General features: G+C 64.3%; 21 protein-coding genes and 1 tRNA gene. 10 read left to right on the top strand and 12 right to left on the bottom strand.

The genetic code is table 11. The features are described 5' to 3' along the window. Positions 1 to 18: 18 nt before the first annotated feature. From A8950_RS13495 to A8950_RS13480, 4 genes are read left to right on the top strand one after another with little or no spacing between them, the layout of a single operon-like run. A complete protein-coding gene (locus tag A8950_RS13495; protein WP_133614206.1) occupies positions 19 to 1,323 on the top strand; it encodes an alpha/beta hydrolase in 1,305 nt (434 codons plus the stop codon). 36 nt (positions 1,324 to 1,359) lie between these two features. After that, complete coding sequence (gene mnmA, locus A8950_RS13490; protein WP_133614205.1) at positions 1,360 to 2,532, top strand: tRNA 2-thiouridine(34) synthase MnmA; 1,173 nt, start codon at positions 1,360 to 1,362, stop codon at positions 2,530 to 2,532. Positions 2,533 to 2,563: 31 nt separating this feature from the next. After that, positions 2,564 to 2,866 (top strand): SCP2 sterol-binding domain-containing protein, encoded by a 303-nt coding sequence (locus A8950_RS13485; RefSeq protein ID WP_133614204.1) that lies wholly within the window; start codon positions 2,564 to 2,566, stop codon positions 2,864 to 2,866. A 39-nt stretch (positions 2,867 to 2,905) separates the two neighbouring features. After that, complete coding sequence (locus A8950_RS13480; RefSeq protein WP_166645170.1) at positions 2,906 to 3,769, top strand: amino acid ABC transporter substrate-binding protein; 864 nt, start codon at positions 2,906 to 2,908, stop codon at positions 3,767 to 3,769. A gap of 9 nt (positions 3,770 to 3,778) precedes the next feature. Here A8950_RS13480 and A8950_RS13475 read toward each other — a convergent pair whose 3' ends face one another. Next, positions 3,779 to 4,948: a THUMP domain-containing class I SAM-dependent RNA methyltransferase gene (locus tag A8950_RS13475; RefSeq protein WP_243735638.1), complete on the bottom strand. Its 1,170-nt coding sequence runs from the start codon at positions 4,946 to 4,948 to the stop codon at positions 3,779 to 3,781. Between the two features lie 53 nt (positions 4,949 to 5,001). Then, positions 5,002 to 5,076, bottom strand: a tRNA-Met gene (locus A8950_RS13470). Positions 5,077 to 5,275: 199 nt separating this feature from the next. On the opposite strand from A8950_RS13470, the gene A8950_RS13465 reads away from it, so the two are divergent. The 3 genes from A8950_RS13465 (at position 5,276) to A8950_RS13455 (ending at position 11,882) form a co-directional block, all read left to right on the top strand. Next, a complete protein-coding gene (locus tag A8950_RS13465; protein WP_133614202.1) occupies positions 5,276 to 5,626 on the top strand; it encodes a DUF962 domain-containing protein in 351 nt (116 codons plus the stop codon). Between the two features lie 89 nt (positions 5,627 to 5,715). Continuing rightward, positions 5,716 to 7,578: an autotransporter assembly complex protein TamA gene (locus A8950_RS13460; RefSeq protein WP_133614201.1), complete on the top strand. Its 1,863-nt coding sequence runs from the start codon at positions 5,716 to 5,718 to the stop codon at positions 7,576 to 7,578. Beyond that, a complete protein-coding gene (locus A8950_RS13455) occupies positions 7,578 to 11,882 on the top strand; it encodes a translocation/assembly module TamB domain-containing protein (RefSeq protein WP_133614200.1) in 4,305 nt (1,434 codons plus the stop codon). Before A8950_RS13460 ends, A8950_RS13455 begins: the two co-directional genes overlap by 1 nt. 12 nt (positions 11,883 to 11,894) lie before the next feature. On the opposite strand, the gene A8950_RS13450 is transcribed toward A8950_RS13455, so the two are convergent. Further along, complete coding sequence (locus A8950_RS13450; RefSeq protein ID WP_133614199.1) at positions 11,895 to 12,668, bottom strand: ferredoxin--NADP reductase; 774 nt, start codon at positions 12,666 to 12,668, stop codon at positions 11,895 to 11,897. A 285-nt stretch (positions 12,669 to 12,953) separates the two neighbouring features. Then, entirely contained in the window at positions 12,954 to 13,583 is a 630-nt protein-coding gene (locus A8950_RS13445) for a DUF1989 domain-containing protein (RefSeq protein ID WP_133614198.1), read from the bottom strand. A 186-nt stretch (positions 13,584 to 13,769) separates the two neighbouring features. On the opposite strand from A8950_RS13445, the gene A8950_RS13440 reads away from it, so the two are divergent. Continuing rightward, positions 13,770 to 14,279 carry a cytochrome b gene (locus A8950_RS13440; protein ID WP_133614197.1) on the top strand — a complete coding sequence of 170 codons (510 nt, stop codon included), beginning with the start codon at positions 13,770 to 13,772 and terminating at the stop codon, positions 14,277 to 14,279. A gap of 16 nt (positions 14,280 to 14,295) precedes the next feature. Here the strand turns inward: A8950_RS13440 and A8950_RS13435 are convergent, their stop codons facing one another. From A8950_RS13435 to A8950_RS13425, 3 genes are all read right to left on the bottom strand, one after another. Then, positions 14,296 to 15,225: an alpha/beta hydrolase fold domain-containing protein gene (locus tag A8950_RS13435; RefSeq protein ID WP_133614196.1), complete on the bottom strand. Its 930-nt coding sequence runs from the start codon at positions 15,223 to 15,225 to the stop codon at positions 14,296 to 14,298. A 179-nt stretch (positions 15,226 to 15,404) separates the two neighbouring features. Further along, on the bottom strand, positions 15,405 to 15,779 hold the full coding sequence (locus A8950_RS13430; RefSeq protein WP_133614195.1) for a hypothetical protein: 375 nt from the start codon (positions 15,777 to 15,779) through the stop codon (positions 15,405 to 15,407). 116 nt (positions 15,780 to 15,895) lie between these two features. Next, positions 15,896 to 18,457 carry a GcvT family protein gene (locus tag A8950_RS13425; RefSeq protein WP_133614194.1) on the bottom strand — a complete coding sequence of 854 codons (2,562 nt, stop codon included), beginning with the start codon at positions 18,455 to 18,457 and terminating at the stop codon, positions 15,896 to 15,898. Between the two features lie 318 nt (positions 18,458 to 18,775). Between A8950_RS13425 and A8950_RS13420 the strand changes: the two genes are divergently transcribed. After that, positions 18,776 to 20,353 (top strand): trimethylamine methyltransferase family protein, encoded by a 1,578-nt coding sequence (locus A8950_RS13420; RefSeq protein WP_133614193.1) that lies wholly within the window; start codon positions 18,776 to 18,778, stop codon positions 20,351 to 20,353. A 53-nt stretch (positions 20,354 to 20,406) separates the two neighbouring features. On the opposite strand, the gene A8950_RS13415 is transcribed toward A8950_RS13420, so the two are convergent. From A8950_RS13415 to A8950_RS13400, 4 genes are all read right to left on the bottom strand, one after another. After that, on the bottom strand, positions 20,407 to 20,940 hold the full coding sequence (locus A8950_RS13415) for a PAS domain-containing protein (protein ID WP_133614192.1): 534 nt from the start codon (positions 20,938 to 20,940) through the stop codon (positions 20,407 to 20,409). 153 nt (positions 20,941 to 21,093) lie between these two features. After that, on the bottom strand, positions 21,094 to 21,615 hold the full coding sequence (locus A8950_RS13410) for a PAS domain-containing protein (protein WP_166645169.1): 522 nt from the start codon (positions 21,613 to 21,615) through the stop codon (positions 21,094 to 21,096). Positions 21,616 to 21,762: 147 nt separating this feature from the next. Beyond that, on the bottom strand, positions 21,763 to 22,533 hold the full coding sequence (locus A8950_RS13405; protein WP_133614190.1) for a sulfite exporter TauE/SafE family protein: 771 nt from the start codon (positions 22,531 to 22,533) through the stop codon (positions 21,763 to 21,765). 7 nt (positions 22,534 to 22,540) lie between these two features. Next, positions 22,541 to 23,113, bottom strand: a complete 573-nt coding sequence (locus tag A8950_RS13400) for a septation protein A (protein ID WP_133614189.1) — start codon at positions 23,111 to 23,113, stop codon at positions 22,541 to 22,543. Between the two features lie 91 nt (positions 23,114 to 23,204). On the opposite strand from A8950_RS13400, the gene can reads away from it, so the two are divergent. After that, complete coding sequence (gene can, locus A8950_RS13395; protein ID WP_133614188.1) at positions 23,205 to 23,873, top strand: carbonate dehydratase; 669 nt, start codon at positions 23,205 to 23,207, stop codon at positions 23,871 to 23,873. Between the two features lie 60 nt (positions 23,874 to 23,933). Here the strand turns inward: can and A8950_RS13390 are convergent, their stop codons facing one another. Continuing rightward, complete coding sequence (locus A8950_RS13390) at positions 23,934 to 24,812, bottom strand: DMT family transporter (RefSeq protein ID WP_133614187.1); 879 nt, start codon at positions 24,810 to 24,812, stop codon at positions 23,934 to 23,936. Positions 24,813 to 24,839 lie beyond the last annotated feature (27 nt).

Below are 24,839 nucleotides of genomic sequence, written 5' to 3'. Positions count from 1 at the left end.
ACAAAAATGGGGCGAGGCGTGAGCCAATCATCCACTCTCGCCCGCCTGTTCGCCAAACCCTGGGTCGATCCGCTGTGCCTCTGGGGCATGGGCTGGTTGTTGCCGGCGGCCCGTTGCTGGGGTGCCGCGTTCAGCGGCGATGAAGCCGAATTCGCGCGTGAGCTCGGGCTTTCCGATACTCCTCCTGCCATAGCGACGCGCGTGCGCCAGACCGGCGCCCTGCGCAAGCTTGCGCTCGTGGCGCAGGCAGAGTGGGAAGCGGCGGCCTTCGAGACAGCGGGCGACCTGCCGGCCCTGGAACGGACCCGGCGCGCGACGGCCCACGATTATCTCGGACATCGCTTCAGCTATCTGTGGTTCGCGCGGCGACGGCGCGTACCCGCGGCGCGGCTCGACGTGCCGGTGCTGGCCGAATTGGATACTCTGGATTCCGATCCCGACCGCTTCTTCGCCCTGGGCCAGCCGGTTCCGGTCACGCGCAGCGTGGTGATCGACCACGCCGATGTGCGGGAGTACTGGCTGCGCCTCAATTCGCCCGATGCGCCGGCCGATCAATGTTACGTCCATGTCTATGAGGGCCGGCGGTCGGATGGCCGGCCGCTCCCCAGCCTCATCTTCGGCCATGGCCTCGGCATGGAGATGGAGATGATGAAGGGAGACATGCGCGGCTACCGCGTACTGGCCGCCGCCCATGGTTGCCGCATCCTGCTGCCCGACGCGCCCGGCCACAACCGGCGTGTCGCGGCCGGTTCCTATGGCGGCGAGAGCTTCATCATGCGGCCGCCGCTCTCGGGCCTTCTCCATTTCCGCAAGGCGGCGCGGGAACTGGGCGCCATCATCGCCTGGTGCCGGGGAGAGGGGTCCGGGCGGGTTGCCCTGGGTGGGATCAGCCTCGGTGCCTTGACGGCACAGGTGACGGCACAGCGCATGGGAACCTGGCCGGAAGCAGCCCGGCCGGACGGCCTGCTGCTGCTGACCACCACCGATGCGGTCAGTGCACTCACCTTCCAGTCATCGCTGGCGCGGATTACCGGCTTGGCACCGGCCGCGGAGCGGGCCGGCTGGAACGCCGCTGCGGTCGCCCGCATGGGGCGCTATACCGACAGCGAGGCCCCGGCGCCGGTTGCCCCGGAGAACATCGTCCTGTTGATCGGCGAAAGGGACGATGTGACGCCCTATGACGGTGGTCGGCGCCTCGCCGAGAAGTGGCAAATTCCGCCGGAAAACCTGTTCGTCCGCAACCAGGGGCATTTTTCGGCGGCAATCGGCCTCGGCCCCGATCCCGCCCCCTTTTCGCGCATATTGGCCCTGCTGAACCGGTAGTTTGGCCGGGCGCGCCCCGGATGGTATAAGCGGGCCATGACCAAATCGTTCAACTCATTGGGTTTTGCCAAGGCGCCGGCGGAAACGCGGGTCGTCGTCGCCATGTCCGGCGGCGTCGACAGTTCCGTCGTGGCTGCCCTCCTCAAGGAGGAGGGCTATGACGTGGTCGGCGTCACCCTCCAGCTTTACGATCATGGCGTGGCGCTGGCGAAGAAGGGTGCCTGCTGCGCCGGTCAGGACATCTATGACGCGCGTCGGGTGGCCGAGCGCATCGGCATTCCGCATTTCGTGCTGGATTACGAGACCAAATTCTCCGACGCGGTGATGCAGGAATTCGCCGATTCCTATTTGAAGGGCGAGACGCCGATCCCCTGCGTGCGCTGCAACCAGCGTGTGAAGTTCCGCGATCTCCTGGCCCAGGCGCGCGATCTCGGCGGCGATTGCCTCGCCACCGGGCATTACGTGCGCCGGGTAATGGGAGCGCAGGGTGCGGAACTCCATCGCGGCACCGACCCCAACCGCGACCAGAGCTATTTCCTGTTCGCGACCACCCAGGAGCAGCTGGACTACCTGCGCTTTCCCCTGGGCCATCTGCCGAAGGCGGAGACGCGCGCGCTGGCGGAACGCTTCGGCCTCGAGGTGGCGGCGAAGCCCGACAGCCAGGACATCTGCTTCGTGCCCAACGGTAATTATGTGAGTGTCGTCGAGCGCTTGCGGCCGGGTGCCGCGGCGCCTGGCGAGATCGTCCATGTCGACGGCCGCGTCCTGGGCAAGCATCAAGGCATCATCCACTACACGATCGGCCAGCGCCGCGGCATTGGTGTCAACGAAAAGGGCACCAATAACGAGCCGCTCTATGTCGTGCGCCTGGATACTGCGCGCAGGCAGGTGATCGTGGGGCCGAAAAGCGCGCTCGCCCGCAACCTGGTCCATCTGCGCGAGGTCAACTGGCTGGGTGGCGCCATTCCGGCGACCGGCGAACTGATTTCCGTCAAGCTGCGCTCGATGAGCGCGCCGGCGGCGGGGCGCGTGCTGCTGGGCTCTGATGGCACGGCGCGCGTGCTGCTGGCCGAGGCGCAGTTCGGTGTGGCACCGGGTCAGGCCGCCGCCTTCTACCAGGGCGATCGCGTCCTGGGTGGCGGCTGGATTGCCGCCACGGAATGCTTGGCAAGCGAGGGTGAAGTAGGGCAGGCTGCAACTGCAGCTTGAAACGGGGCGGACGATCTCGAACGGGGGCTTGATGGAGACCGATGCACTGATCGAGGAGATGCGCCGGCGCGCCGGGCAGAACGTCAAGCTCGGCTACAAGGTCAAGTTTCTGGTCGAGGACGACATCATCTTCTGGGATGGCACCGAGCATCCCCCGGTGATCGAGGGCAAGGATCTTGGCGATGCCAACACCACCATCACCATCAATCCCGCAAACCTGCAGAAACTGCTGCAAGGGCAGCTCGACCCCACGCTGGCCTACATGACCGGCAAGCTGAAGGTCGAAGGCAGTATGGGTGTAGCCCTGAAACTGACCGCAATGTTCAGCGATTGAGGTGCTCCGGACCAGAGCGCCGATCCGAGGGGGATGACCATGACGTCTCGAATACCGATTGCCTGCCGTTCCTTGCTCGCCGTCCTTCTGATTTCCGTGTTCACTGCGCCCGCGCTTGCGGATGTGCTGGGCGACATCAAGTCGAGTAACGCTATCCGCCTGGCCGTCCGCGCCGATGCGCCGCCCTTTTCGTCGGCGGATGAGCAGGGGAAATACCAGGGCTATTCCGTGGCCCTGTGCGAGGCGGTCGTCGACGAGCTCAGACAGGCGCTGCAGTTGCCGGACCTTGGCATCGAGTATGTCCCGGTGACGGCGGAGAATCGCTTCGACGCCATCGCTGACGGCAAGGCCGATTTGTTGTGCGAGGCGACCACCGCCACGCTGGCGCGCCGCGAGAAGGTCGATTTCTCCGTTCCGACCTTCATGAGCGGTGCCGGCCTCATCATTCGCCCCGACGGGCCGCAGGACATTTACGGGCTGGCCGGCAAGAAGGTGGGCGTCCTCGACGGCACCACGACCGAGGATTCGCTGCGCATCACGCTGGAGCGCGAGAAGATCACCGCCGATGTGGTACCGGTCGGCAGTCATCTCGACGGACTGGCGGCACTCGAACGCGGCGAGACGGACGCCTATTTCGCCGACCGCACCATCCTGCTTTTCCTGATGGGCAAGAATGTGGAGCCGGGCAAGCTGCTGATCGCCGACAACTTCCTTTCCATCGAACCCTATGCGCTGGCCATGAAGCGGGGCGATGACGACATGCGGCTCGCCGTCGACCGGGCCCTCAGCCATCTCTATCGCTCGAAGCGCATCGCCACCATCTTCACCGACAGTTTCGGGCCTGAAGCCAAGCCGACCTCGCTGCAGCGCAGCCTCTACACGATTTCCGCCCTGCCGGAGTGAAGCACGGCGCTAGGCCATCGCGCTGGTCGGCGGCAACGGCCCGGTCTGGAACAGATGGACCCGTGTGCCGCCATGGGATACCGGGCCGAATGGCTCGCCGAAGGGTAGGTTGGTGGCGCGTGCCAGCGTCGCATCGCTGGTGATGACGGCGACGCGCCAGCCGGCAAAGCGCGCGCGCAAGGTATCGCCCAGCGAGCGATAGAGGCCATAAAGCCGCTTCTTGTCACCCAGCCGTGCGCCATAGGGCGGGTTGACGATGACAAGGCCGGGCTTGCCGCGAGGCGCCGTGGCCGCGGTGACGCCGCAATGGCGAAAGGTGGTGATGCCTTCGACGCCGGCGCGCGCGGCGTTGGCGCGGCTCATCTCGATGGCGCCGGCATCGCGGTCGCAGCCATGGAATTTGAGATCGGTTGCCACCGGTGCCGTCGCGGCCTTCAGTTTTTCCCAGGCGACTGGGTCGAAGCTCGGCAATTTCTCGAAGGCGAAGCTGCGCGTCCGGCCGGAATCGAGGCCGAGGGCGATCTCCGCCGCCTCGATCACGAAGGTGCCGGAGCCGCACATCGGATCCAGCACCGGCTCGGTCCCGTCATAACCGCATTGCTGCAGGAAGAGGGCGGCCAGCGTCTCGCGCATCGGGGCCTTGTTGACGGCCTCCTTGTGGCCGCGCTTGTGCAGCGATTCCCCCGAAGTGTCGATGCTGATGGTACAAAGGTCGTCCTCGATCCGCGCCTTGATCGATATGGCGGCGTCCGCCGAGGGCTGGGCGCCGAGGCTGGCTTCGATTGCCTTCCTGATCCGCTCAGCTGCGGCGCCCGAGTGATAGATCTTGGAATGGCGGCAGCTGGCCTCGACCTGGAAGGGCTCGTCCTTCTTCAGGAATTTCCCCCATTCCACCTTCCGCGCCCGCTTGTCGAGTTGCGCCAGGTGGAAGACCGGGAAGGCGGCGATGCGGACCAGCACCCGGCTCACCCCGCGCAATTGCAGATTGGCGCGCCACACCTCCGGCCAGCCTCCGGCAATGGTGACACCACCTGGAACCACGGCGGGCATGGCAAACCCCTTCGCCCGCGCCTCGGCGCAGAGCGTCGCCTCGAAGCCGGGATTGGCCACCAGGAATATCTCGAACTGGTCGGGGACGGATTGGTCGGGGACGGGCGGAGCGGGACGCATCGCGCTCATATATCGCGCCGGATGCGGTGCGGCGACTGATTTCATTGGTAGGGGAGGGAAGATGGTAGCACCGGAGGGATTTGAACCCCCGACCAAGGGATTATGATTCCCCTGCTCTACCGCTGAGCTACGGTGCCACGCGCGAGGGGCCGGATCTGCCCCCGAAAAAGCCGCGACACATCGGGGTGCCGCTGGCCGGGAGCGTATATATGCCCCTTGGGGGGCATGTCAAGAATAACACAATTCCTTGAAATATAAGCATGATATGGCCATCTGGATATAATGGAATCAGGTTCCGGCGCACGCCGGCGCCTGAGATCCGGGGGAGGTGCTGCGATGTCGCCTGAACGCCCACGGACTTATGGTGAATTCTGGCCCCTGTACCTGCGAGAGCACAGCCGGCCGGCGACCCGAGCCCTGCATGTGGCAGGGACGCTGGGTGGCCTCGGCCTCTTGCTCCTGGCGCTTTATCTCAAGGTTGGATGGCTGGTCCCGGGGGCGCTGGTGTTTGCCTATGGCCTCGCCTGGATCGGCCATTTCTGCATCGAGCGGAACCGGCCCGCCACCTTCCGTCACCCGCTCTGGAGCCTCCGGGCGGATTTCCACATGGTGGCCCTGGCGCTCTTTGGCCGGCTCGAGCCTGAATTGCGGCGCCATCTCGGCGCCGATCCAGGAAACCCTATCTGATTGGCCGAATTGGCAGATTTGGGGTCGCCAGCGGGAACCAACGCCGCCACAATGCGTCCACGTATTGACGGGACGGCGTTGGGGCAAAATTGGGATCGGTTCTGCATATCGATGGATGGACGGCCGGACTGCGCCCGGCAGTGCGCATCGCGGCGCAGATCCTTCTGCTGCCGGTGGCGTTGCCGGCCTCTGCCCTCGATTACAGGGTCGAAGTGACACCGCTGTCGGACGCCTCGCTGCAATCCGCGGTGGAGGCCAGTTCCACCCTGATCGAACTCAAGGACATACCGCCGGAGGATCTCTTCAGCCTGCAGCGCCGCGCCGAAAGCGACCTGCCGCGGCTCGAAAAGGCGCTGCGCTCCGCCGGCTATTATGGCGGGACGGTCGCCATCCAGGTGGCCGGGCGCGATGTCGAGGACCCGGCGCTGCTGGACGAAGAGGTCGCGCCGGAAGGCGTTTTGCCGGTCGCGATCGGGATCGAGCCAGGCAAGCTTTTCACCCTTGGGGCGGTCGAGGTGCGCGCGGCGCGGTCCGATGTGGTCCTGCCACCCGGGATCGGGCCGCAGATCAAGGCGGGCAATCCGGCCAGGGCCGCCAACATCCTCAACGAGCGCGAACGGCTGCTGAACGCGATCCTGGCCCAGGGTTATCCCTTCGCCAGGGTCGATCTGCCGCCGGCCGTGGTGGATCATGCCACCGGCACGGTGACCGTCGCCTTTGACATTGATCCGGGGCCCCAGGCGACGATGGGGCCCGTTACCATCAGCGGCCTCACCCAGGTCGATCCCGCCTTCATGCAGCAGCGAACTGCCTTCCGGCCGGGTCAGATGTACAGCCCGGCCGAGATCATGGCGCTGCGCGATGATCTCAGGAGCCTCGACGTCTTCGACAGTGTCAAGGTGACGACGGCGAAGGAACTGGATGCCAACGGGCAATTGCCGGTCGCCATCGAGGTGACCGAGCGCAAGCGGCGCTTCATCGGCTTCGGCGCCAATTATTCGACCAATGACGGCGCCGGCCTCAAGGCCTATTGGGGGCACCGCAATCTCTTCGGCGGTGCCGAACGCCTGCGCCTGGAAGCGGAGGTTGGCGGCCTCGGCGAGAACGACCTGACGGATACCAACTTCGCTGTCTCGGCCGCCTTCCGTAAGCCGGATTTCATCGAGCGCGACCAGGATCTGCTGCTCAATCTCTCCGCCATCGAGGAAAACGACGACGAAACCTTCGACAAGCGCGCCATTGGCGGTTCGGCAGGAATCGAGCGGCGCCTCAATGAGCAGATGAGCGTCGGCGCCTTAATGGATATCGAGGCCTCGCAGATCACGGAGGACGGCGAGACCGATGATTTCCTGCTGGTCGGCCCGCGCGGCACCTTCCGCTATGACACGACGACGGACCTCCTCAACCCGATCTCGGGCACGCGCCTGGTGGTGTCCGGCTTCGCCTATCCGCAGTTCCTCGGCTCCAGCCAGGACGTATTCGGCACCAGCGCTGACCTCTCGGCGTATTGGAACATGGTGGGCGAGGGGGATGTGGTGCTGGCCGGTCGCCTCGGCCTTGCCAATGTCTTCGGCGGGGATACGGCCGATCTGCCGGCCGACCGGCGCCTCTATGCCGGTGGTGGTGGCTCGGTCCGCGGCTATGAGTTCCGCTCCATCAGCCCGCTGGACGCGGATGACGAGCCTCTGGGCGGCCGGTCGCTGGTCACCGGCAGCATCGAATTGCGCTATCGCTTTCTCGACAATTTCGGCCTGGTGCCTTTCCTTGATTTCGGCACGGTGTCCGACGACGTCTTCTACGGCTTCGACGAGGAGGTCCAGTTTGCCGCCGGCCTCGGTTTCCGCTACTACACCGCCATCGGCCCGATCCGCGCCGATATCGCGGTGCCGCTCAACCCGCGCGACGACGACGAATTCGCCGCCTTCTACATCAGCATCGGCCAGGCCTTCTGATGCGGCGCGCGCTGAGATATGCCGGTCTCGCGCTGCTCTCGATCGCGCTGGTTCTGGTTGGCGCACTTGTCTATCTGCAGACCGATCACGGACGCGCGCTGCTGATAGCCGAGATCGAGGCTGCCGCGACCACGCCGGAGAGTGGCTTGAAGATCGGCGCGATCGAGGGTTTCCTGCCGATCGATTTCAGCCTGTCCGACCTGGCGCTTTCCGATCGGGAAGGAGATTGGCTCGGCATCGACCGTGTCGAGATATCCTGGTCGCCGCTGGCGCTCCTCGCCGGACGCGCGGCGATCGACCGGATCGCCGTCAATCGCATCGACCTGTCGCGATCGCCGGCAGCTTCGGCATCCCCCGAGCCGCCGAAAGACGAGCCCTTCACCTGGCCCAGCCTGCCGGTCGCCATCGACCTCGGCAGCCTGACGGTCGCAGAGATCGCATTGGCGGATGCGTTCCTCGGCGAACCGGCGCAGTTCACGCTGGCGGCGAAGGCGCAACTCGGCGATGCGGCGGCCGGTCTGGCGCTCGATCTCGATCTGCGGCGCATGGGCGGGCCCACCGACAACATCACGGTAGCCATCACCTTCCTGCCTGCACTCGACAAGCTCGATGTCGACTTGGCGATCCATGAGCCGCGGGGCGGCCTGCTCACCAAGACGCTTGGCCTCGCCGATGCTCCCGATCTCAGGATCGAGGCAAGCGGGGCCGGTCCGCTCTCCGACTGGCAGGGTCGGCTCGCTGCTACGCTCAACGGCAACAGCCTAATGGAACTCACTGCCGGCGTGAAGGGACGGGAGCGGCACGATATCGAACTGGCCGCGAGCTTGATGCCTGCGCCGCTATTGCCGCCCGACCTGCGCCCGATCCTGGCAGGCGGCCTCGATATCGTGATGGCGGCCGCCATACCGGCGGATGCCGAGGCAATCGATCTTGCCGCGTTGAATATCGACAGCGAGGCGGCACACATCTCGGCCAAGGGCCGGATCGGTCTGCAAGGCGGCAGCGATCTCGGCATTTCGATCCGGGCGGACACTCCCGCAATCCTGGCCGGCCTTCTGCCGGATATCGCATTCGAGAGCATTGCCCTTGATGGCAGGGCGACCGGCACCTGGCCGGCGCTGGATATTGATCTTGCCGCCTCCGTCCTGTCGCTCGCTGCACTGGGGAACAGGGTGGCGACGAGCGATCTCGCCCTGACGCTGAGCGGCGACGATCTCCTGCAGGAGCCGATCGCCTTCGACGCCCTGCTGAACGCCGCGGGGATCAGCCTCGGTCAGGCGCAAGCCGATGCGCTGCTGGCCGATGGCATCACGCTGGGGGTGAATGGCACGCTCGATCTTGCCGGCAATGCGCTGCTGGACTCCTTGGATCTCGTCGCCGGGCCGGTGGCGCTCAACGGCCATGCGGTGGCGGAAAACTGGGGTGCTGGCCTGACCGCGGCCCTGCACCTGACCGCTTCGGATCTGGCGCGGGTGGGGAAGGCGGGCACGATGAACCTCTCTGGCGCGATCGCCGCCGATCTCGGCCTTACCATGGATGCCGGGGCAATGTCGGTCGATCTCGACGCCCGGGCAAGTGCGCTCGCGACGGGTGTCTCGCAGGTGGATGGATTGCTGGGGCCGGCGCCGCAGATTGTCGCCGCCTTCAGCCGCGGCGCCGATGCCAGCATCGACGTGCAATCCCTCTCGCTCCAGGGGCAGGCAGTGACGGTGACGGCCAAGGGTGCGGTCATGCCAGCGCAGACCAGCCTCACCGCCGATATCAACATCGCCGATCTGGCCGCCATCGATCCCGGCGCCAGCGGCGCGCTCAACCTGAAGGCCGCGGTCGACGGCACCCTGGCGGCGCCGCGCCTGCAGGCCGACCTTTCTTCACCACGCCTCGGCTTTGGCGACATCGCGGCGGACAATCTCAAGGTCAATCTGACGGCAAGCGATCTGGCGACGGCACCGCAGGCCAGTATCAGTGGCAATGCCGACTTGCTCGGCTATCCCGCACGCTTGCGACTTGCGGTGGCAACGGAAGCAGCAAGCGGCGCGATCCGGATCGACAATCTCGCCTTGCAGCATGGGCCGAGTGCGGTGAGCGGAGCTGTGCGTGTCTTGAACGGTGTTGCCGATGGCAAGTTGAAGCTCGCGATATCCTCGCTCGCTCCCTATGCGCCGCTGGTCGGCAGCGATCTCGATGGTTCGGTCCTGGGCGACATCGCCCTCCGCGATGGTGGCGGTCAGCAGGATGTGGAGCTTGACCTGACCGCGAGCGGCATCGCCCTGTCGGAAGACTTGCGGATCGGCAGCATCCGGGTCGTCGGCAGTGTTGCGGATGCGAGCGGTATGCAGGCCATCGATGCACGCTTGGACGTCGCGGCCCTAGTGACGCCGCAGATCCAGTTTGACAATGTGGCGCTGACGGCAAGAGGCGATGCGGCGGCCATGGATGTCGATCTCGCGGCCGCCGGACCCGAAGCGAGCCTGGACATGCAGGCCGATCTGGCGCGATCGCCCGAGCAGATCGCGGCGGAGATCGCGTCCTTGCGCGCGACCCTACGTGGCGAAACGCTGGCGCTCAGGCAGCCGGCGCGCATCGTCCTGGCCGGGGAGAGGGTCGAGATTGCCGGACTCGACCTCGGCTATGGCGATGGTGGCATGGCGCTGGATGGTAGCCTGTCGCCGGTGGGCAATGATCTCGCTCTGCGCATCAACCGGCTGTCCCTCGGCATCCTGCGGATGGTCGATCCCGCCCAGCAGGTGGCGGGTACGATCGACGGCAATCTGTCGCTGGGTGGTCCGGCCGGCACGCCCGTGGCGGATTTCGACCTTTCGGCGTCGGACATCGCTCTCGACCGGACGAGCGGTCTCACCATCGGTGCCAATCTGCGCGGCGCCTGGCGCGACGACCGACTGCAGGCGACGAGCCGGGTGGATTTCTCGACCGGCGGTGGCCTCGATCTTACTGCGGCACTCGGCCTGCCGGCCGATCCGGCGAGCGGCCTGCCGCGGCTGGACGAAGATGCCGCGCTCGATGCGCGGGCGGCGGGCGATCTGGACCTTGCCGTCGTCAACCGCCTGCTGGCGGGTGGTGCCGACCGCATCGCCGGCAAACTGACAGTCGATCTTGCCGCCAGGGGCACGCTCGCCAATCCCAACGCCGCCGGCAGCGCCGTACTTTCGGAGGGGCGCTATGACAATCTGCGCTACGGCATCAAGCTGCGTGGCATGGCGATGGAGGTGCGTGGCAACGGCGACCGCCTCGAAATCGCGTCGCTGACGGCGCGTACGCCGGGCAAGGGCCGGATCAGCGGCAATGGCGGCATCACGCTGGGCGGCGACATGCCGGTCGAGATCGCCGTGAAGCTGGAGCGCGCCCTGGTGATCGACACCGATCTGGCGCGCGCCGTGGTCGATGCCGATCTCGGGATCATCGGCACGGTGAAGCAGGAACTGAGCCTCGCCGGCAGGGTCAGCGTACCGAAATCGGAAATCCGCATTCCCGACCGCCTGCCGGCGAGCGTCCAGGAGATCGAGGTGATCGAGGTGAATGCGCCGCCGGAACGGGCGCGGGCGATCAAGGCCGCAAAGGCGCAGCCGCCCAGGACCGTTGCGATCAATCTCGATGTCAGGATCGACGTGCGGCAGATGATGATCCGCGGCCGCGGCCTGGAAACGGAGATGGAAGGATCGCTCAAGGTAGCGGGTACCGCCGATCTGCCGATCGTCACCGGCGAGGTCGGCATGCGGCGCGGCACCTTCGACATTGTCGGCCGTCGGCTGACCTTCAATCGCGGCCGGGTGGAATTCGACGGTGGCGAAAAGATCGACCCGATCCTGGATTTCGAGGCCGTGTCGAAGGTCGATGCCTATGACATCTCGATCAATGTCGGCAACCGCGCCAGCCAGCCGAAGATTTCCCTGAGCTCGACACCGACATTGCCCGAGGACGAGGTGCTGTCGCAATTGCTGTTCGAAAAATCGAGCGGCGAGCTCACTGCCTTCGAGGCGCTGCAGCTGGCTCAGGCAGCGGCGGAACTGGCGGGCGTCAGTACTGGAATCGGCATGCTGGATGCGATCCGCGGTGCCACCGGCCTCGATCACCTCAGCGTCAATGCCGGCGATGGCAAGACCGGGCCCAGCCTCTCCGCCGGTCGCTATGTTACCGACCGCGTCTATGTCGGCGTCAAGCAGGGTTCGGCGGCAAATTCCAGCGCCGCCCAGGTCGAGATCGACATGACCGACAACATCAAGCTGGAAACCGAGCTCGGCGCCGATGCCGGCAAGGCCGGCATCAACTGGGAATGGGATTACTGATTCCGGCGGGCTCTACTGCTCGGCGAAGGCCTTCTCGATCACGTAATGGCCGGGCTGGGCGACGCTGCCTTCGGTGAAGCCGCGCGTCTCGAAGAGCGGGCGCAGATCGGCCAGCATGGCGGGCGACCCGCACAGCATGACGCGGTCTTCCTCCGCGTTGAGCTGGGGCAGGCCGATGTCGTCGCACAGCTTACCGTTCTCGATGAGAAGCGTGATGCGGCCGTTATGCCTGAAGGGCTCGCGCGTCACGGTCGGATAGTAGATCAGCTTCTCGCGCACCAGATCGCCGATCAATTCATGGGCCGGCAGTTCCTTCTCCAGGAAATCGGCATAGGCTAGTTCGTTGATGTGGCGCACGCCATGCACGAGGACGATCTTCTCGTAATGGTCATAGACCTCGGGGTCCTTCACCAGGCTCATGAAGGGCGCAAGCCCCGTGCCGGTGCCGAGCAGATAGAGATGCTTGCCCGGCAGCAGGTTGGTCGGCAGCAGCGTGCCGGTCGCCTTGCGCCCGACCAGGATTTTGTCGCCGGCTTTCAGATGCTGCAGGCGCGAGGTGAGGGGGCCGTCCGGCACCTTGATCGAGAGGAATTCGAGCATGTCCTCATAGGCGGCACTGGCGATGGAATAGGCCCTCAGCAGCGGCTTGCCGTTGACCTCGAGCCCGATCATCGTGAACTGGCCGCTGGCAAAGCGGAAAGCGGGGTCACGCGTGGTCTTGAAGGTGAACAGCCGGTCGGTCCAGTGATGCACGTCGGTGACTTCGGCCGTCAGCAGATTGCTCATGATATCCGTCGCTTGATGATGTCGCGCCGCGCCGTCTGTTGCGGCGCAGCATAAATCCGGTTGCCCGGCTGTCTAGCCGGGATGCGACCGGAATTCAACCACGAGGGCAGAGTTAACAACACATTAAATATGGAAAATAACCGCCCTAGTGGTAATTGAACTGGATATATTGCGAACCGGTCGCAATGCAATCGAAAACTGGCGGCGGAAGGCAGCCTTGCGCCAGCAGCATGGACGGCTTGTACCCACCCTCTCGGGGGGATGAGTTCGAGCCCGCCCGCTTGGTCACGGCTGCCAGATGACCACCCGGATCGGCTTGGGCTTGCCGTCGTTGCAGGGGTTGTTGACCTGCGGACAGTTGGAAATCACCGCCAGCGCATCCATCTCGGCGCGCAGATCGATGTAGTCGCCGGCCTGGGCCGGGCCGGCGACGAAGACCGTATCGGCAAGCCGGCGGTCATCGACCGGGACCGTACAGAAGAAATTGACGTTGGGCACGATATCCCTGCGGCCGAGCCCGTGGCGCCCCAGGGCGGCGAGGAAATTCTCGCGGCAGCCGGTGGTGCCGGCGACGCCATAGAGCATCTGGTTCGACGGGCCGGAGCAGCAGCCGGCGATGGTGTCGTGCCCGCCATAACTGTCCTCGACGATCGTGAACATCGGCCGCGCGATGTCGGAATAGAGCGTGTGCCCCCTGGTCAGCTTCAGGGTTTGGCTCTTCTTGAGGGTATTGGGCGCGTGATAGCGCTCTTCCGGATTTTCGGCATTGTAGCAAAGGAAATCCACCCCCTGGTGACCCTCAAGGTCGATCACCCGAAGCACCTGGCCACGGCGGACGATGCCGTCCCAGGGTTGTCCGGCCGGGACATGGTCGTCGCGCATGATGGTTCCGGGAATGGTGTTGCCTTCGGCCATGGCCTGCCTCCTGCGTGACATTTGCCGACAGGCTAGCCCGGCAAGCGCCCAAGGGGAAGGCGGAGGACCTTGCGGAGTCAGCGAACCGTCACCCGGATGCGCCTAGGGTTGTTGCGGCAGATCAACGAACCGGTCGGATCATCCCGTCAGAATTCAGCCAGTTGCTGCCTCAAGGAGAAAACCGTCATGGCACAGGTACAAACAAACGGGCACCCACGCCGCGGGTATTCGGGTTCGCAGATTCTGCTCCACTGGCTCATCGCGGCACTGGTTCTGTTCCAGCTGATATTCGGCGAAAGCATGGGCGAGGCGATGGAAGAGGCGGCGGAAGGAAAGTTGGTTTCGGCCGCCGAACAGTTCATGGCCGAAGCGCATTATTGGGTCGGCATCGCCATTCTGGCGCTGGTGGCACTGCGCGTCCTGCTGATGGCAAGGCGCGGCGCGCCGGCGCCGCTCGGCCATGGCTGGTCCGTTATCGCCGCCCGCATCGTCCATGGAATCTTCTATCTGCTCCTTGTCGCGGTGCCGGCAACCGGCCTGCTCGCGATCTATGTCTCCGAGGATTTCGGCGAGATTCACGAAATCGGCAAGCCGCTCTTCATCGCCTTTATCGTGATCCACGCTCTGGGTGCGCTGGCTCATCATTTCCTGTTTCGGGACAATACGCTGAAGCGCATGCTGGTTCCCGGCGCGTGATGCGCCGTGGCTGAAGTCAGCCGGCAATGAATGCAGCGATCTCCCTGAGCGAGGCGCGGGCTTCGGGCAGGTCGATGTAGAACTCGAAGACGTGCCACATGCCCTCCCAGACGCGCAGTTCCGCTTCGATCCCGGCGGCCCGCATCTTCGTGGACAGTCGCGCGCAATCGGAGAGGAAGAGGTCGCGCGTGCCGGTGGTGATCAGCGTCTTCGGGAAGTTCGCCGGGAATTCGGCATAGAGTGGCGAAATCAGCGGATCCTTGAGGTCGCGTGGGCCCGCATAGGCGCAGGCGGGGCCCTCCAGCGTCACCTCGTAATCGAGAAAGGGGTCGATGCCCTTCAAGGTCGCAATGGTGTCGCCGGTCGCACTGAGGTCAGACCAGGGTGAGAGCAGGACCAGCTTTGCCGGCAGCGCCAGCGCGTCCCGTGACGCCGCCAAAGCGAGGCAGAGGGCCAGCCCGGCCCCGGCGGATTCCCCCATCAGCGTGATCGCGGCAGCACCATGGCTGGCGAGGAGGGCGCGATAGACGTTGAGCGCATCCTCGAGCGCTGCCGGATAGGGATGCTCCGGGGCGAGGCGGTAGGCAGGCGCATAGACGACACGGCCGGTCTCATGGGCGATGGTCGCGGTGACACAGAGGTCCTCCTCCGGTGTCCCCTGCACATAGCCGCCGCCGAAGAGATAGAGCACGACGTCATCGCCGCGCTTTTCCCTGGGGTGCACCACCTGCACCCGCACGCCGCCGAGCGTCGCATGCACCGACCGGCCGCCGAGCTTCGAAAGCCACTTCTCCCCCTGCGGCGCATAAAGAGCGAAGGTTTCGCGCCGCCGCTCATTGAGGGCGGCGAGTTCCATCGACCGTGCCGTGAGTGCCGGCGCCGCATTCAGCACGGTCCGGGCGCGGCGGCTGACGGAAGTGGGGGCGGGAAAGCGGCGGGTGGGCATTTAAGCGACTCCAATAGTGGCAGCGAACTTTGTCATGCCACGTGCAGGAGGGGCACCCAAGAATTTCCTTTATCCTATGTCAACAAGCGCGTGGATGGCCCGCCTGCGCGGGCCATGACAATAACAGGGGTCAGTGTATAGAGGCAGAAACGGCGCGCAGGTCTTGCGGCCGGGCGTCGCTAGCGTGCAAGCGTCCGGCGAATGCACCATTTGACAAGCCCAACAATCATACCCGGCGCCGACCAGCGACAGGCCGCCAGCAATGTCAGCCGCAGGTCATCGGATTGCTGCAAGCACATGCCAAGGGAGACAAGTACCGAAAGGCCAATGAAGATCAGCAGCAGCGCGTAAGATAGTAGATAGGGAAACGAATCGTCCGGCGATGCGAGATCGGCAACCATCTGGCCGAGAGCCATGATCGCTACGAATTCCACCACCCAGATCACCGCGATCAGGATTGCTCCGAGAAACATGTTCAATGCCCGGCCGAGCAACGGGTCCATCGCGCTGGATGTCTTGAGCGACGCCTTGACGAGTTCGTCTTGAATATTCATCAACGTCTTCTCCTTAAACTAGAAAAAGCTATGGCGAGAGTGGTCTGGTAGCAAGCACAAAAAACGCCCCGGTCTTGCGGCCGGGGCGTTTTATTCTGGGGGGGGGATCCGGCGCCTTACGTGCGCGGCTTGAGGTTTTCCGGATCGTAGAGCGGCTTGTAGCCCACGCCAGCCACCTCGACCGGGTAGGTCTCGCCGAAATATTCGACGATCAGCTTGCGGCCCACCTGGCAGTAGGACCAGGGGAGATAGGCAAGGGCGATGTTCTTGCCGATGGTGGGGCCATAGGCGATCGAGGTGGTGAAGGAGCGGCGGCCCAGTTCATCCACCAGCGTCTCCCCGGTCGCCGGGTCCATCACCGGCAGAATGCCGACGGGATAGCGGGCCACACCCTTGCTATCCGTGTTCTCGGTCATGACGAGGGTGCAGAGCATCGCCACCTGGTTGGGCAGCGCGCGGTGCCTGATATTGGCCGCCTTGCCCCGGAAATCCGGTTCCTTGACCTTGGGGCGCTGCAGGTCGCTTTCGATCAGGTTGTACTCGGTGAGGAGATCGGCGTTCTGCAGGCGCAGGCTCTTCTCCATGCGGCGGCTGTTGGCGTAGGTCTCGACACCGAAGGCCATCACACCGGTCGAGCGCAGCGCGTCCCACACGGCGAGGCCGTCCTCGTAGCGCATGTGCAATTCCCAGCCCTGCTCGCCGACATAGGAGATGCGGAAGGCGGTGACCGGCTTGCCGCCGATCTTGATCTGCTTGATGGCGGCGAAGGGGAAGGCGGCGGGTTCGAGTCCGGCCGGGTCCTCGACGACCTTTTGCAGGGTGGTGCGGGCGTTGGGACCCCAGATGCCGATGGTGACGTATTGCGTGGAGACGTCGGTCACCTTGACGTTCATCCCCTTGTCCTCGGCCATGCGGCGGACATAGTGGAAATCGCGTGGGCCGGCATCGGCGCCGTCTATGACGCGGATGCGATCGGCCATCCGGATGACGGTGAGATCGGCGCGCACCATGCCCTCGTCATCGAGGAAATGCGTATAGATGCCCTTGCCGATATTGGCATCGCCGCCGATCTTGGCGGCACAGATCCATTCCATCAGCTCGACATGGTCCGGGCCTTCGACGTCGAACATGTAGAAGTGCGAGAGATTGACGATGCCGCAATCCTCGCTCATGGCGAGATGCTCGGCATTGGAGACGCGCCAGAAATGGCGGTTATCCCATTCATTGGCGCGGACCGGCACACGGTCGCCGTATTTCTCCAGCAGATGCTCGTTGGCCTTGTAGCCATGGGCGCGCTCCCAGCCGCCCAGTTCCATGAAATAGCCGCCCAGCTCCACTTCGCGCTCGTAGAAGGGCGAGCGCTTGACGTTGCGGCCGGTGTCATAGGGCTCGCGTGGATGGACGGCGGGATTGTAGATCTTGCGCGCCGCCTCACCGCAGCGGCCCTCGATGAACTTCTCCTCCAGCATGTGCGGATAGAAGCGGGCGAAGTCGATGCGGTTGTGGTCGATGGGGGTACGGCCATCGGTCATCCAGTCGGCGACCAGCTTGCCCATGCCGGGGCCGTCCTTCACCCAGATGCCGACCGCGTACCAGAGGCCGCGCACCTTCTGGCTTTCGCCGATCGAGGGGCCGCCATCGGTGGTCACCTGGAGGAGGCCGTTGAAGGAGCGCTTTTCCTCATAGCCGAGCTCGGCCAGGATCGGCGTCAGCTCGATGGCGCGTTCCAGGGGCTCGATGATCTGGTCCATCTCCAGGTCGCGCTGCGAGGGGGAGAGGCGGGCCTGTTCCTTTTCGAGAAGATCGCGCGGGTGGACCAGGCGCGGGTTCTTCTCCTCGTAATAGCCCCATTCGATCATGCCGCCCTCGGCGGTCTTGGGATCGCCGGTGTCGCGCATATAGGCGGAGTTGCCCTGGTCGCGCAGCAGCGGCCAGCCGATCTCCTTGCCGGTATTGGCGAACTCGGTATAGGGCCCGAAGAAGGTGAGCGGGTGGTCGACCGGCATGACCGGCAGATCCTCGCCCGCCATCTCGGCGATGAGGCGGCCCCAGAGGCCAGCGCAGACCACGACGTAATCCGCCATGATCGTGCCCTTCTCGGTCACGACGCCCTTGATGCGGCCATTCTCGATCACCAGCGACTTGGCCGAGGTATGGGCGAAGACCTTGAGCTTGCCGGCGGCCTCAGCCTGGTTGACCAGCTTGCCGGCGACAGTCTGGGACCGCGGGATGACAAGGCCGGCATCGGGGTCCCACAGGCCGCCCTGGACCTTGTCTTCCTCGATCAACGGGAATTTCTTCTTGATCTCGGCCGGGCCCACCAGCCGCGCGCGGGTGCCGAAGGCCTTGGCGGAGGCCACCTTACGCTTGATCTCGTCCATGCGGCCGTCATCGCCGACACGCGCCACTTCCAGGCCGCCGATGCGCTCGTAATGGCCGAGTTTGGAATAGAAATCGATGGAATAGAGCGAAGACCAGCAGGAGAGGAAATCGTGGCTGGTCATGTAGCAGAAATCGGAGGCATGGGCGGTCGAGCCGATATCGGTGGGGACACCGGACTTGTCGATGCCGACGATGTCGTCCCAGCCGCGCTCGATCAGGTGGTGGGCGACCGATGCGCCCACGATGCCGCCGAGGCCGACGATGACGACCTTGGCCCTTGCCGGAAACTCTGCCATTTGCCCATGACTCCGATAGTGGAAATTGGGGTGGAATTTTGCCCGACTATAAGACGGCCCCGTCCCGATTGCCGCCTGTTTGCGACATTCCCAAAATGCCCGGCGACAAGTCGGACACCAACCAGCGGAAATCATGGCGCAAACCGGATAATTCCAGCCATTGCCTCGCAAAATCAAGACGTTCAGGCATGACGCCTTTGGCGCGATCCGGTTAAGCCTTGTCGCGCCTTCGCTAGAGCAGACTGGGCCTCCGGGGCGAAATGGCGGAAGATTTTGTCATCCCGGCATTAGTTTGCTTCAAGCGAAAGGCAGCCCATCATGTCCAGTGCGGAACAGATCCCAGAAGCCGTCGAAGGCCAGCCCGTGACCGGGCGCCGGACGCGCGGCGGCGCCGATGCGCGCCGGGCCCTGCGCCAGAAGCCGACGATCGTCCAGAACCCCTATATCGTCCGCAAGATTCCGCTGGTGACGGTGCTGGACGAGGAGGGCCTTTCCATCATCGAGCGCAATGCCGACACCATCCTGCAGGAGGTCGGCATCGAGTTCCGCGACGAGCCGGAGGCGCTGGAACTGTGGAAAAAGGCCGGCGCCGATGTGAAGGGCACGCGCATCAAGTTTCCGCGCGGCCTGGCGCGCTCGATCATCCAGAAATCGGCGCCGAAGGAATACATCCAGTATGCCCGCAACCCGGAACGCAATGTGCAGATCGGCGGCAATGCCACCGTCTTCGCCCCGGTCTACGGCCCGCCCTTCGTGCGCGATCTGGATGGCGGCCGCCGCTATGCGACCATTGCCGATTTCCAGAACTTCGTGAAGCTCGCCTATATGTCGCCCTCGATCCATCATTCGGGCGGCACGGTCTGCGAGCCGGTCGATCTGCCGGTCAACAAGCGGCACCTCGACATGGTCTACAGCCACATGAAACTCTCAGACAAGCCGTTCATGGGCTCGGTCACGGCGCCGGAACGCGCCGAGGACACGGTCGAGATGGCGAAGATCCTGTTCGGCGCCGATTTCGTCGCCAAGAACACGGTCATCACCAGCCTGATCAATGCCAATTCGCCGATGGTCTGGGACGGTACCATGCTGGGGGCGATGAAGGTCTATGCCCGCGCCAATCAGGCCTGCATCACCACGCCCTTCATCCTGGCGGGCGCCATGAGCCCGGTGACAGCGGCGGGGACGCTCGCCCAGGTGCTGGCGGAAGTGCTGGCCGGTGCCGGCACCTCGCAACTCTATAACCCCGGTGCTCCGGTGATCTTCGGCGTCTTCGCCTCCTCCATCTCCATGCAATCGGGGGCGCCAACCTTCGGCACGCCGGAACCCACCCTGGTGAGCCTCGCCGCCGCCCAGCTGGCGCGTCGCCTCGGCATTCCGTTCCGCACCGGCGGCTCGCTCTGCGGCTCCAAGATCGCCGACGCCCAGGCCGCCTATGAAAGCGCCCAGACCCTGCTGCCGACCCTCCAGGCCGGCACCAATTTCGTGCTGCATGGCGCCGGCTGGCTGGAAGGCGGCCTCTCGGCCGGCTATGAGAAGTTCATCATGGATGCCGACCAGCTGGGCATGATGCAGACGCTGGCGAGGGGCATTGACCTTTCCGAGAACGGCCAGGCGCTCGACGCCATCCGCGAAGTCGGGCCGGGCAGCCATTTCCTCGGCTGTTCGCATACCCAGGCCAATTTCGAGACGGCCTTCTACCGCTCCAACATCGCCGACAACAATTCGTTCGAGCAGTGGGAAGCGGAAGGCAGCCTCGATGCCGCACAGCGCGCCAACAAGATCTTCAAACGCATGCTGAACGAGTACGAAGCCCCGCCCCTCGATCCCGCGGTCGACGAAGCCTTGCAGGAATACATCGCCAGGAAAAAGGCGGCGGTTCCCGACAGCAATGTCTGATCGGATTAAAAAAATTAGGGCGCTCGTGAGAGCGCCCTTTTTCTTGACGCGGCCTAAACCGCGCAGCCTCGTGCCGGCTCGATCATGGTGAAATCGTCCAGCCCGAGGCAATGGGTGATGGTGGTGCCGTCCTCGGCAATCGGAAAGCGGGCAAATTCAAAGATATGGTCGGGTCGTTCCTGCCATTCGATCAGCGACAGGCCGAATTGCGGCGCACCGGATTCGACGATGCGCCGGTAGGTCTCGTGGGTATCGACGATGTCCTGGTGGGGCCAGATGTCGTTCATCTGGTCGACCCAGCGGCCGCGCATTTCGGCGCCATAGAAGCGCGCAACCTCGGTGCCGACCAGGCGGTACTGGACGCGGAAGGGATCTCGCTCGATCGTGACCAGGGAGAGGTAGGGGAGTAGGGCCGGTCCCAGGGCCAGCGGATCGATATCACCGCGGGTGGGGAATTTCTTGCCCCCACGTCGGCCGTGCCAATAGGCATGCACCGTCGCGATCATCTGCGACCGGCCGGTTGGTCGCGGCAGATAGAGGACTTCCCCGTCCCACAGGGACGGATCGGTGAAGTGGCTCTCGTTCATGCGATTGCTGGGTTATGTATGCGGGCGGCCCGATATGCGACCGACGACAGGAGGCGCATGCAAACACAAGCCGGCCAATCTGTCGATCCCGATATATGTTACTTTTTTGATTTGGCGGCTTGCGATTCTGCAACCGGAGAATGCAGCCGGGTGTCAGATGGCGCGCGGGGGACGGGGCGCGATCATGGTGTAGTCGTCGATGCCGAGGCAATGCGTGACATTGCGGCCGTCCTCTGAGAGGGGAAAGCAGCCGAACTCGAAGACATGATCTGGGTTCTCTTCCCAGAGGCAAAGCGAGAGGCCGTAGACCGGGGCTGCGCTGTCATAGACGCGACGAAAGACGGCAAGCGTATCGGCGGTATCCACGTCGCTCCAATCCGGAATCTCGTCCAGCCATTTGCCGGTGACTTCGCTACCATAAAAGCGGGCAAGCTCACTGCCGACCAGGCGAAACTTGATGCGAAACGGGTCGCCCCGGGGCGTGGGCGGGGCGAATTCCATGATCGAGAGATAGGGCAGGACACCGCGGAGGCCGAGGGGATCAATGTCACCGCGTCGGGGAAAGCGCCCATCGCGGCATTGCGCGCGCCAGTAGTCGCGCACCTGCGCAATCATCGCCGACTGCCCGGTCGGCTCGGGCAGGTAGAGGATTTCCCCGTCCCAGTTTTCTGCCACGCAGATGTCCATCCTGCCTGCTTGCCCCGGCATGCACCCGCCGGGCTGGTACCTGGCTATCTCCGGTAATCCTAGAGGTCGAACGCTAATCAGGTGTTAATTCAAGGTGGATGTGCCAAGAATATATTCTTGCCACACTCATCTGGCCTAGGCTGGCAGCAGGGCGCGCAGGATGGCCACTACCGCGATGATCGCCAGAAACAGCAGTGCCACCCGCTGGTAGGTCGCGGTACTGGAGCGGTCGAATGCCCGGTCCCCAATCAGATTTCCGAGCGCCATCACTGGAATCATCAGCAAGGCAAGGACCACCGTCTTGATATCGAGCAGGCCGCCCAGGGCCTGCATGGCGATACTCCAGGCGGAAATGAAGAAGAAATAGATGAGCAGGCTTGCCCGTCCGATGGCGACCCCCTCGGGCGAAGCCAGGAAATAGAGGATGACCGGCGGCCCACCCATGGCTGTCGACCCGTTGAGCAGGCCGGAGAAAAGGCCGAGGCCCATCTGGGCGCCAGTCGGCGGCGTCACTTCGAATTTGTAGCCGCGCCAGAGCAGGAGGACGGCCGCCAGCAACACGGCACCAATGAGGAGGCGCATTGCATTGGCTGGCAGCCAGGCGAGGGCCGCAACGCCGATGGGTGCTCCCAGAACAGCGCCAACAAGCAGGCGTCGGACTGCCGGCCAGTTGGCCTGGCCCCAGGCGCGGCGCATTTGCTGGGTGCCGGCCGCCATGGCGACGATCGGGATGGCCGGGACAATTGCCGCGGGTTCCAGGAACAGGGTGATGACGGGCACGGCGGCCAAAGCGAAGCCGAAACCGGTGAACCCGCGCAGGATTCCCGCCAGGAACACGGTGCCGAAAACAAGCACCGCCGGCCCGGCGCTCAGATCCGGCAGGAGGTCGAGCAATGACGCCGGCATGACCTGCTCAGTTCTTCCCGCTATCGTTCCCGTCGATCATGTGCCGCTTCATCAGCGGCAGTTGCGCCAGCGAGAAGATCATGGTGAGGCCGACAATGCCGAACACCTTGAAATCGACCCAAAGATCGGTCGAGACGCTGCGCCAGACGATCTCGTTCAGCACCGCCATGGCAGCAAAAAACAGGGCGAAGCGCCAGGTCAGCTGTCGCCAGCCTTCGTTCGACAGGCGGATCGCCTCGCCCATCACATATTGGAGTGTCGGCTTCTTGAGAAGAATGCCGCCGAACAGGATGAGGGCGAACAGCGCCTGCACGATGGTCGGCTTCAGCTTCACGAAACGCTCGTCATCCAGCCACAATGTCAGCCCACCGAAAACGATTACGATCGCCGCCGTGATGAGGGGCATCAAGGCGATATGGCGGGTCAGCGCATAGTTGAGGCCGAGGAGCACGACGGTAGCGATGATCAAGGCTCCTGTCGCCGCCATCAATCCGGACATCTTGAAGGCGACAAAGAACAACACCAAGGGCCCGAAATCGACCAGGGGTTTCAGCCATTTGGGCGCGGTTTTGCCACTCATTTCGTGTACTTCCGATTGGGTTGTTCTGGTGCGGTGCGGCATGCTATGCGAGTGGCGTGGTCCTGCCTAGCCCCCAACCAAGCCAGACATCATGAGCGACGAATCCAAGAAAACCCATGCGGAGGTCTTCGCCCGCAACCGGGAATGGGCCGAGCGGCAGGTTGCCAGCGACCCCGATTATTTCAACCGGCTTGCCGAACAGCAGGCGCCGAAATACTTCTGGATCGGCTGTTCGGACGCCCGTGTGCCGGCCAACCAGATCCTCGATCTGCCGCCGGGCGAGATCTTCGTCCACCGCAATATTGCCAACCTGGTCTATCACATCGACACCAATTGCCTGTCGGTGCTGGAGTTCGCGGTCAATGTATTGCAGGTCGAGCACATCATCATCTGCGGCCATTACGGCTGTGGCGGCGTGCGCGCCGCCATGGGCAATACCGAGATCGGCCTCATCGACAACTGGCTGCGGCAGATCAAGGACATCTATGCCGCCAATCAGGGCCTGCTGGAAGCGGAGCCCAATATCGAGCGGCGCCTCAACATGCTTTGCGAGATGAATGTGCGCCAGCAGGTGCGCAACATCTGCCATACCACCATCGTGCAGAATGCCTGGAAGGCGGGGCAGAAGCTCAGCGTCCACGGCTGGGCCTATTCGGTCCGCGACGGTCGCCTGCGCGATCTCGATTTCTGGGCCGACGGCGTCCACGACCTCGACCCCATCTACCAGATGCTCTCCTTCGAAGAGACGCCGAGTTTTTGATCTTTGCCTGCTTCAACTTGTCATGCCCCGCCTGCGCGTGGGATGGCAGTAAAAAGCGGGCTACCCCCCCTTCCTCTTCGCCTCGCGCTGGGCAATGTAGATGGCGCTGGCGATGATGATCGCGGCGCCGATGAACACCTGGATGGTCGGGATCTCGTCCCAGAAGATGTAGCCGAACAGGCCCACCCAGATGAGCGCCGTGTATTCGATGGGCGCAAGCAGCGAGGCTTCGCCCTGGCGGAAGGCGCGGATGATGAACATCTGCGCGATCGTGCTGGTGCCGCCCTGGGCCAGGAACAGCAGCCAGCCGGTTGTGTCGGGTGTCCGCCATTCCGCCAGTGCCCAGGGCATGGCGATCAATCCGCTGAAGAGGGTCGTATAGAAAATGATGTTGTGGCTGGTCTCGCGCCCGGCCAGCGGGCGCAGCCAGAGCTGCAGCAGGGCATAGGCGGCTGCCGCCACCAGTGCCAATGCGGCGCCATAGCTGATGCCGTCGGCACCCGGCTGCAGGGCGATGATGACGCCGACAAAGCCTACCAGCACGGCGCTCCAGCGATGCCAGCCGACTTTCTCCTTCAGCAGCGGGCCGGAGAGCGCCGTCATGAACAAGGGTGCGGCGAAGGCGACGGCGACCGCATAGGCGAGTTCGATGTAGCGCAGGCATTCGAAGAACGACCAGGTCGTCGCGATCACCAGCAGCGAGCGGCCGATATGCGTGCCGATATTGCTGGAGCGCAGGACGGCAATGGTGCGGTGGCTCTGCAGGACGAAGGCAAGGATCAGCGAGGTGGTGACGACACGCGACAGAAAGATGATCTGCCAGGTGCCGTAATCCTCGGTCAGGCGCTTGGTGAGCGCATCCAGCACCGCGAAGCCGAAGATTCCGAGCGCCATGAAGAACATGGCGTGGAGACTGCTGCGGGAGGCGGGAACGGACATCGGTTACTGCCTGACGGATGGGCTCGT

The organism is Dongia mobilis, assembly GCF_004363235.1.
Classification (GTDB): domain Bacteria; phylum Pseudomonadota; class Alphaproteobacteria; order Dongiales; family Dongiaceae; genus Dongia; species Dongia mobilis.
Note: the sequence above shows the minus strand (reverse complement) of the source record. Positions and strands in the feature narration are given on the sequence as shown.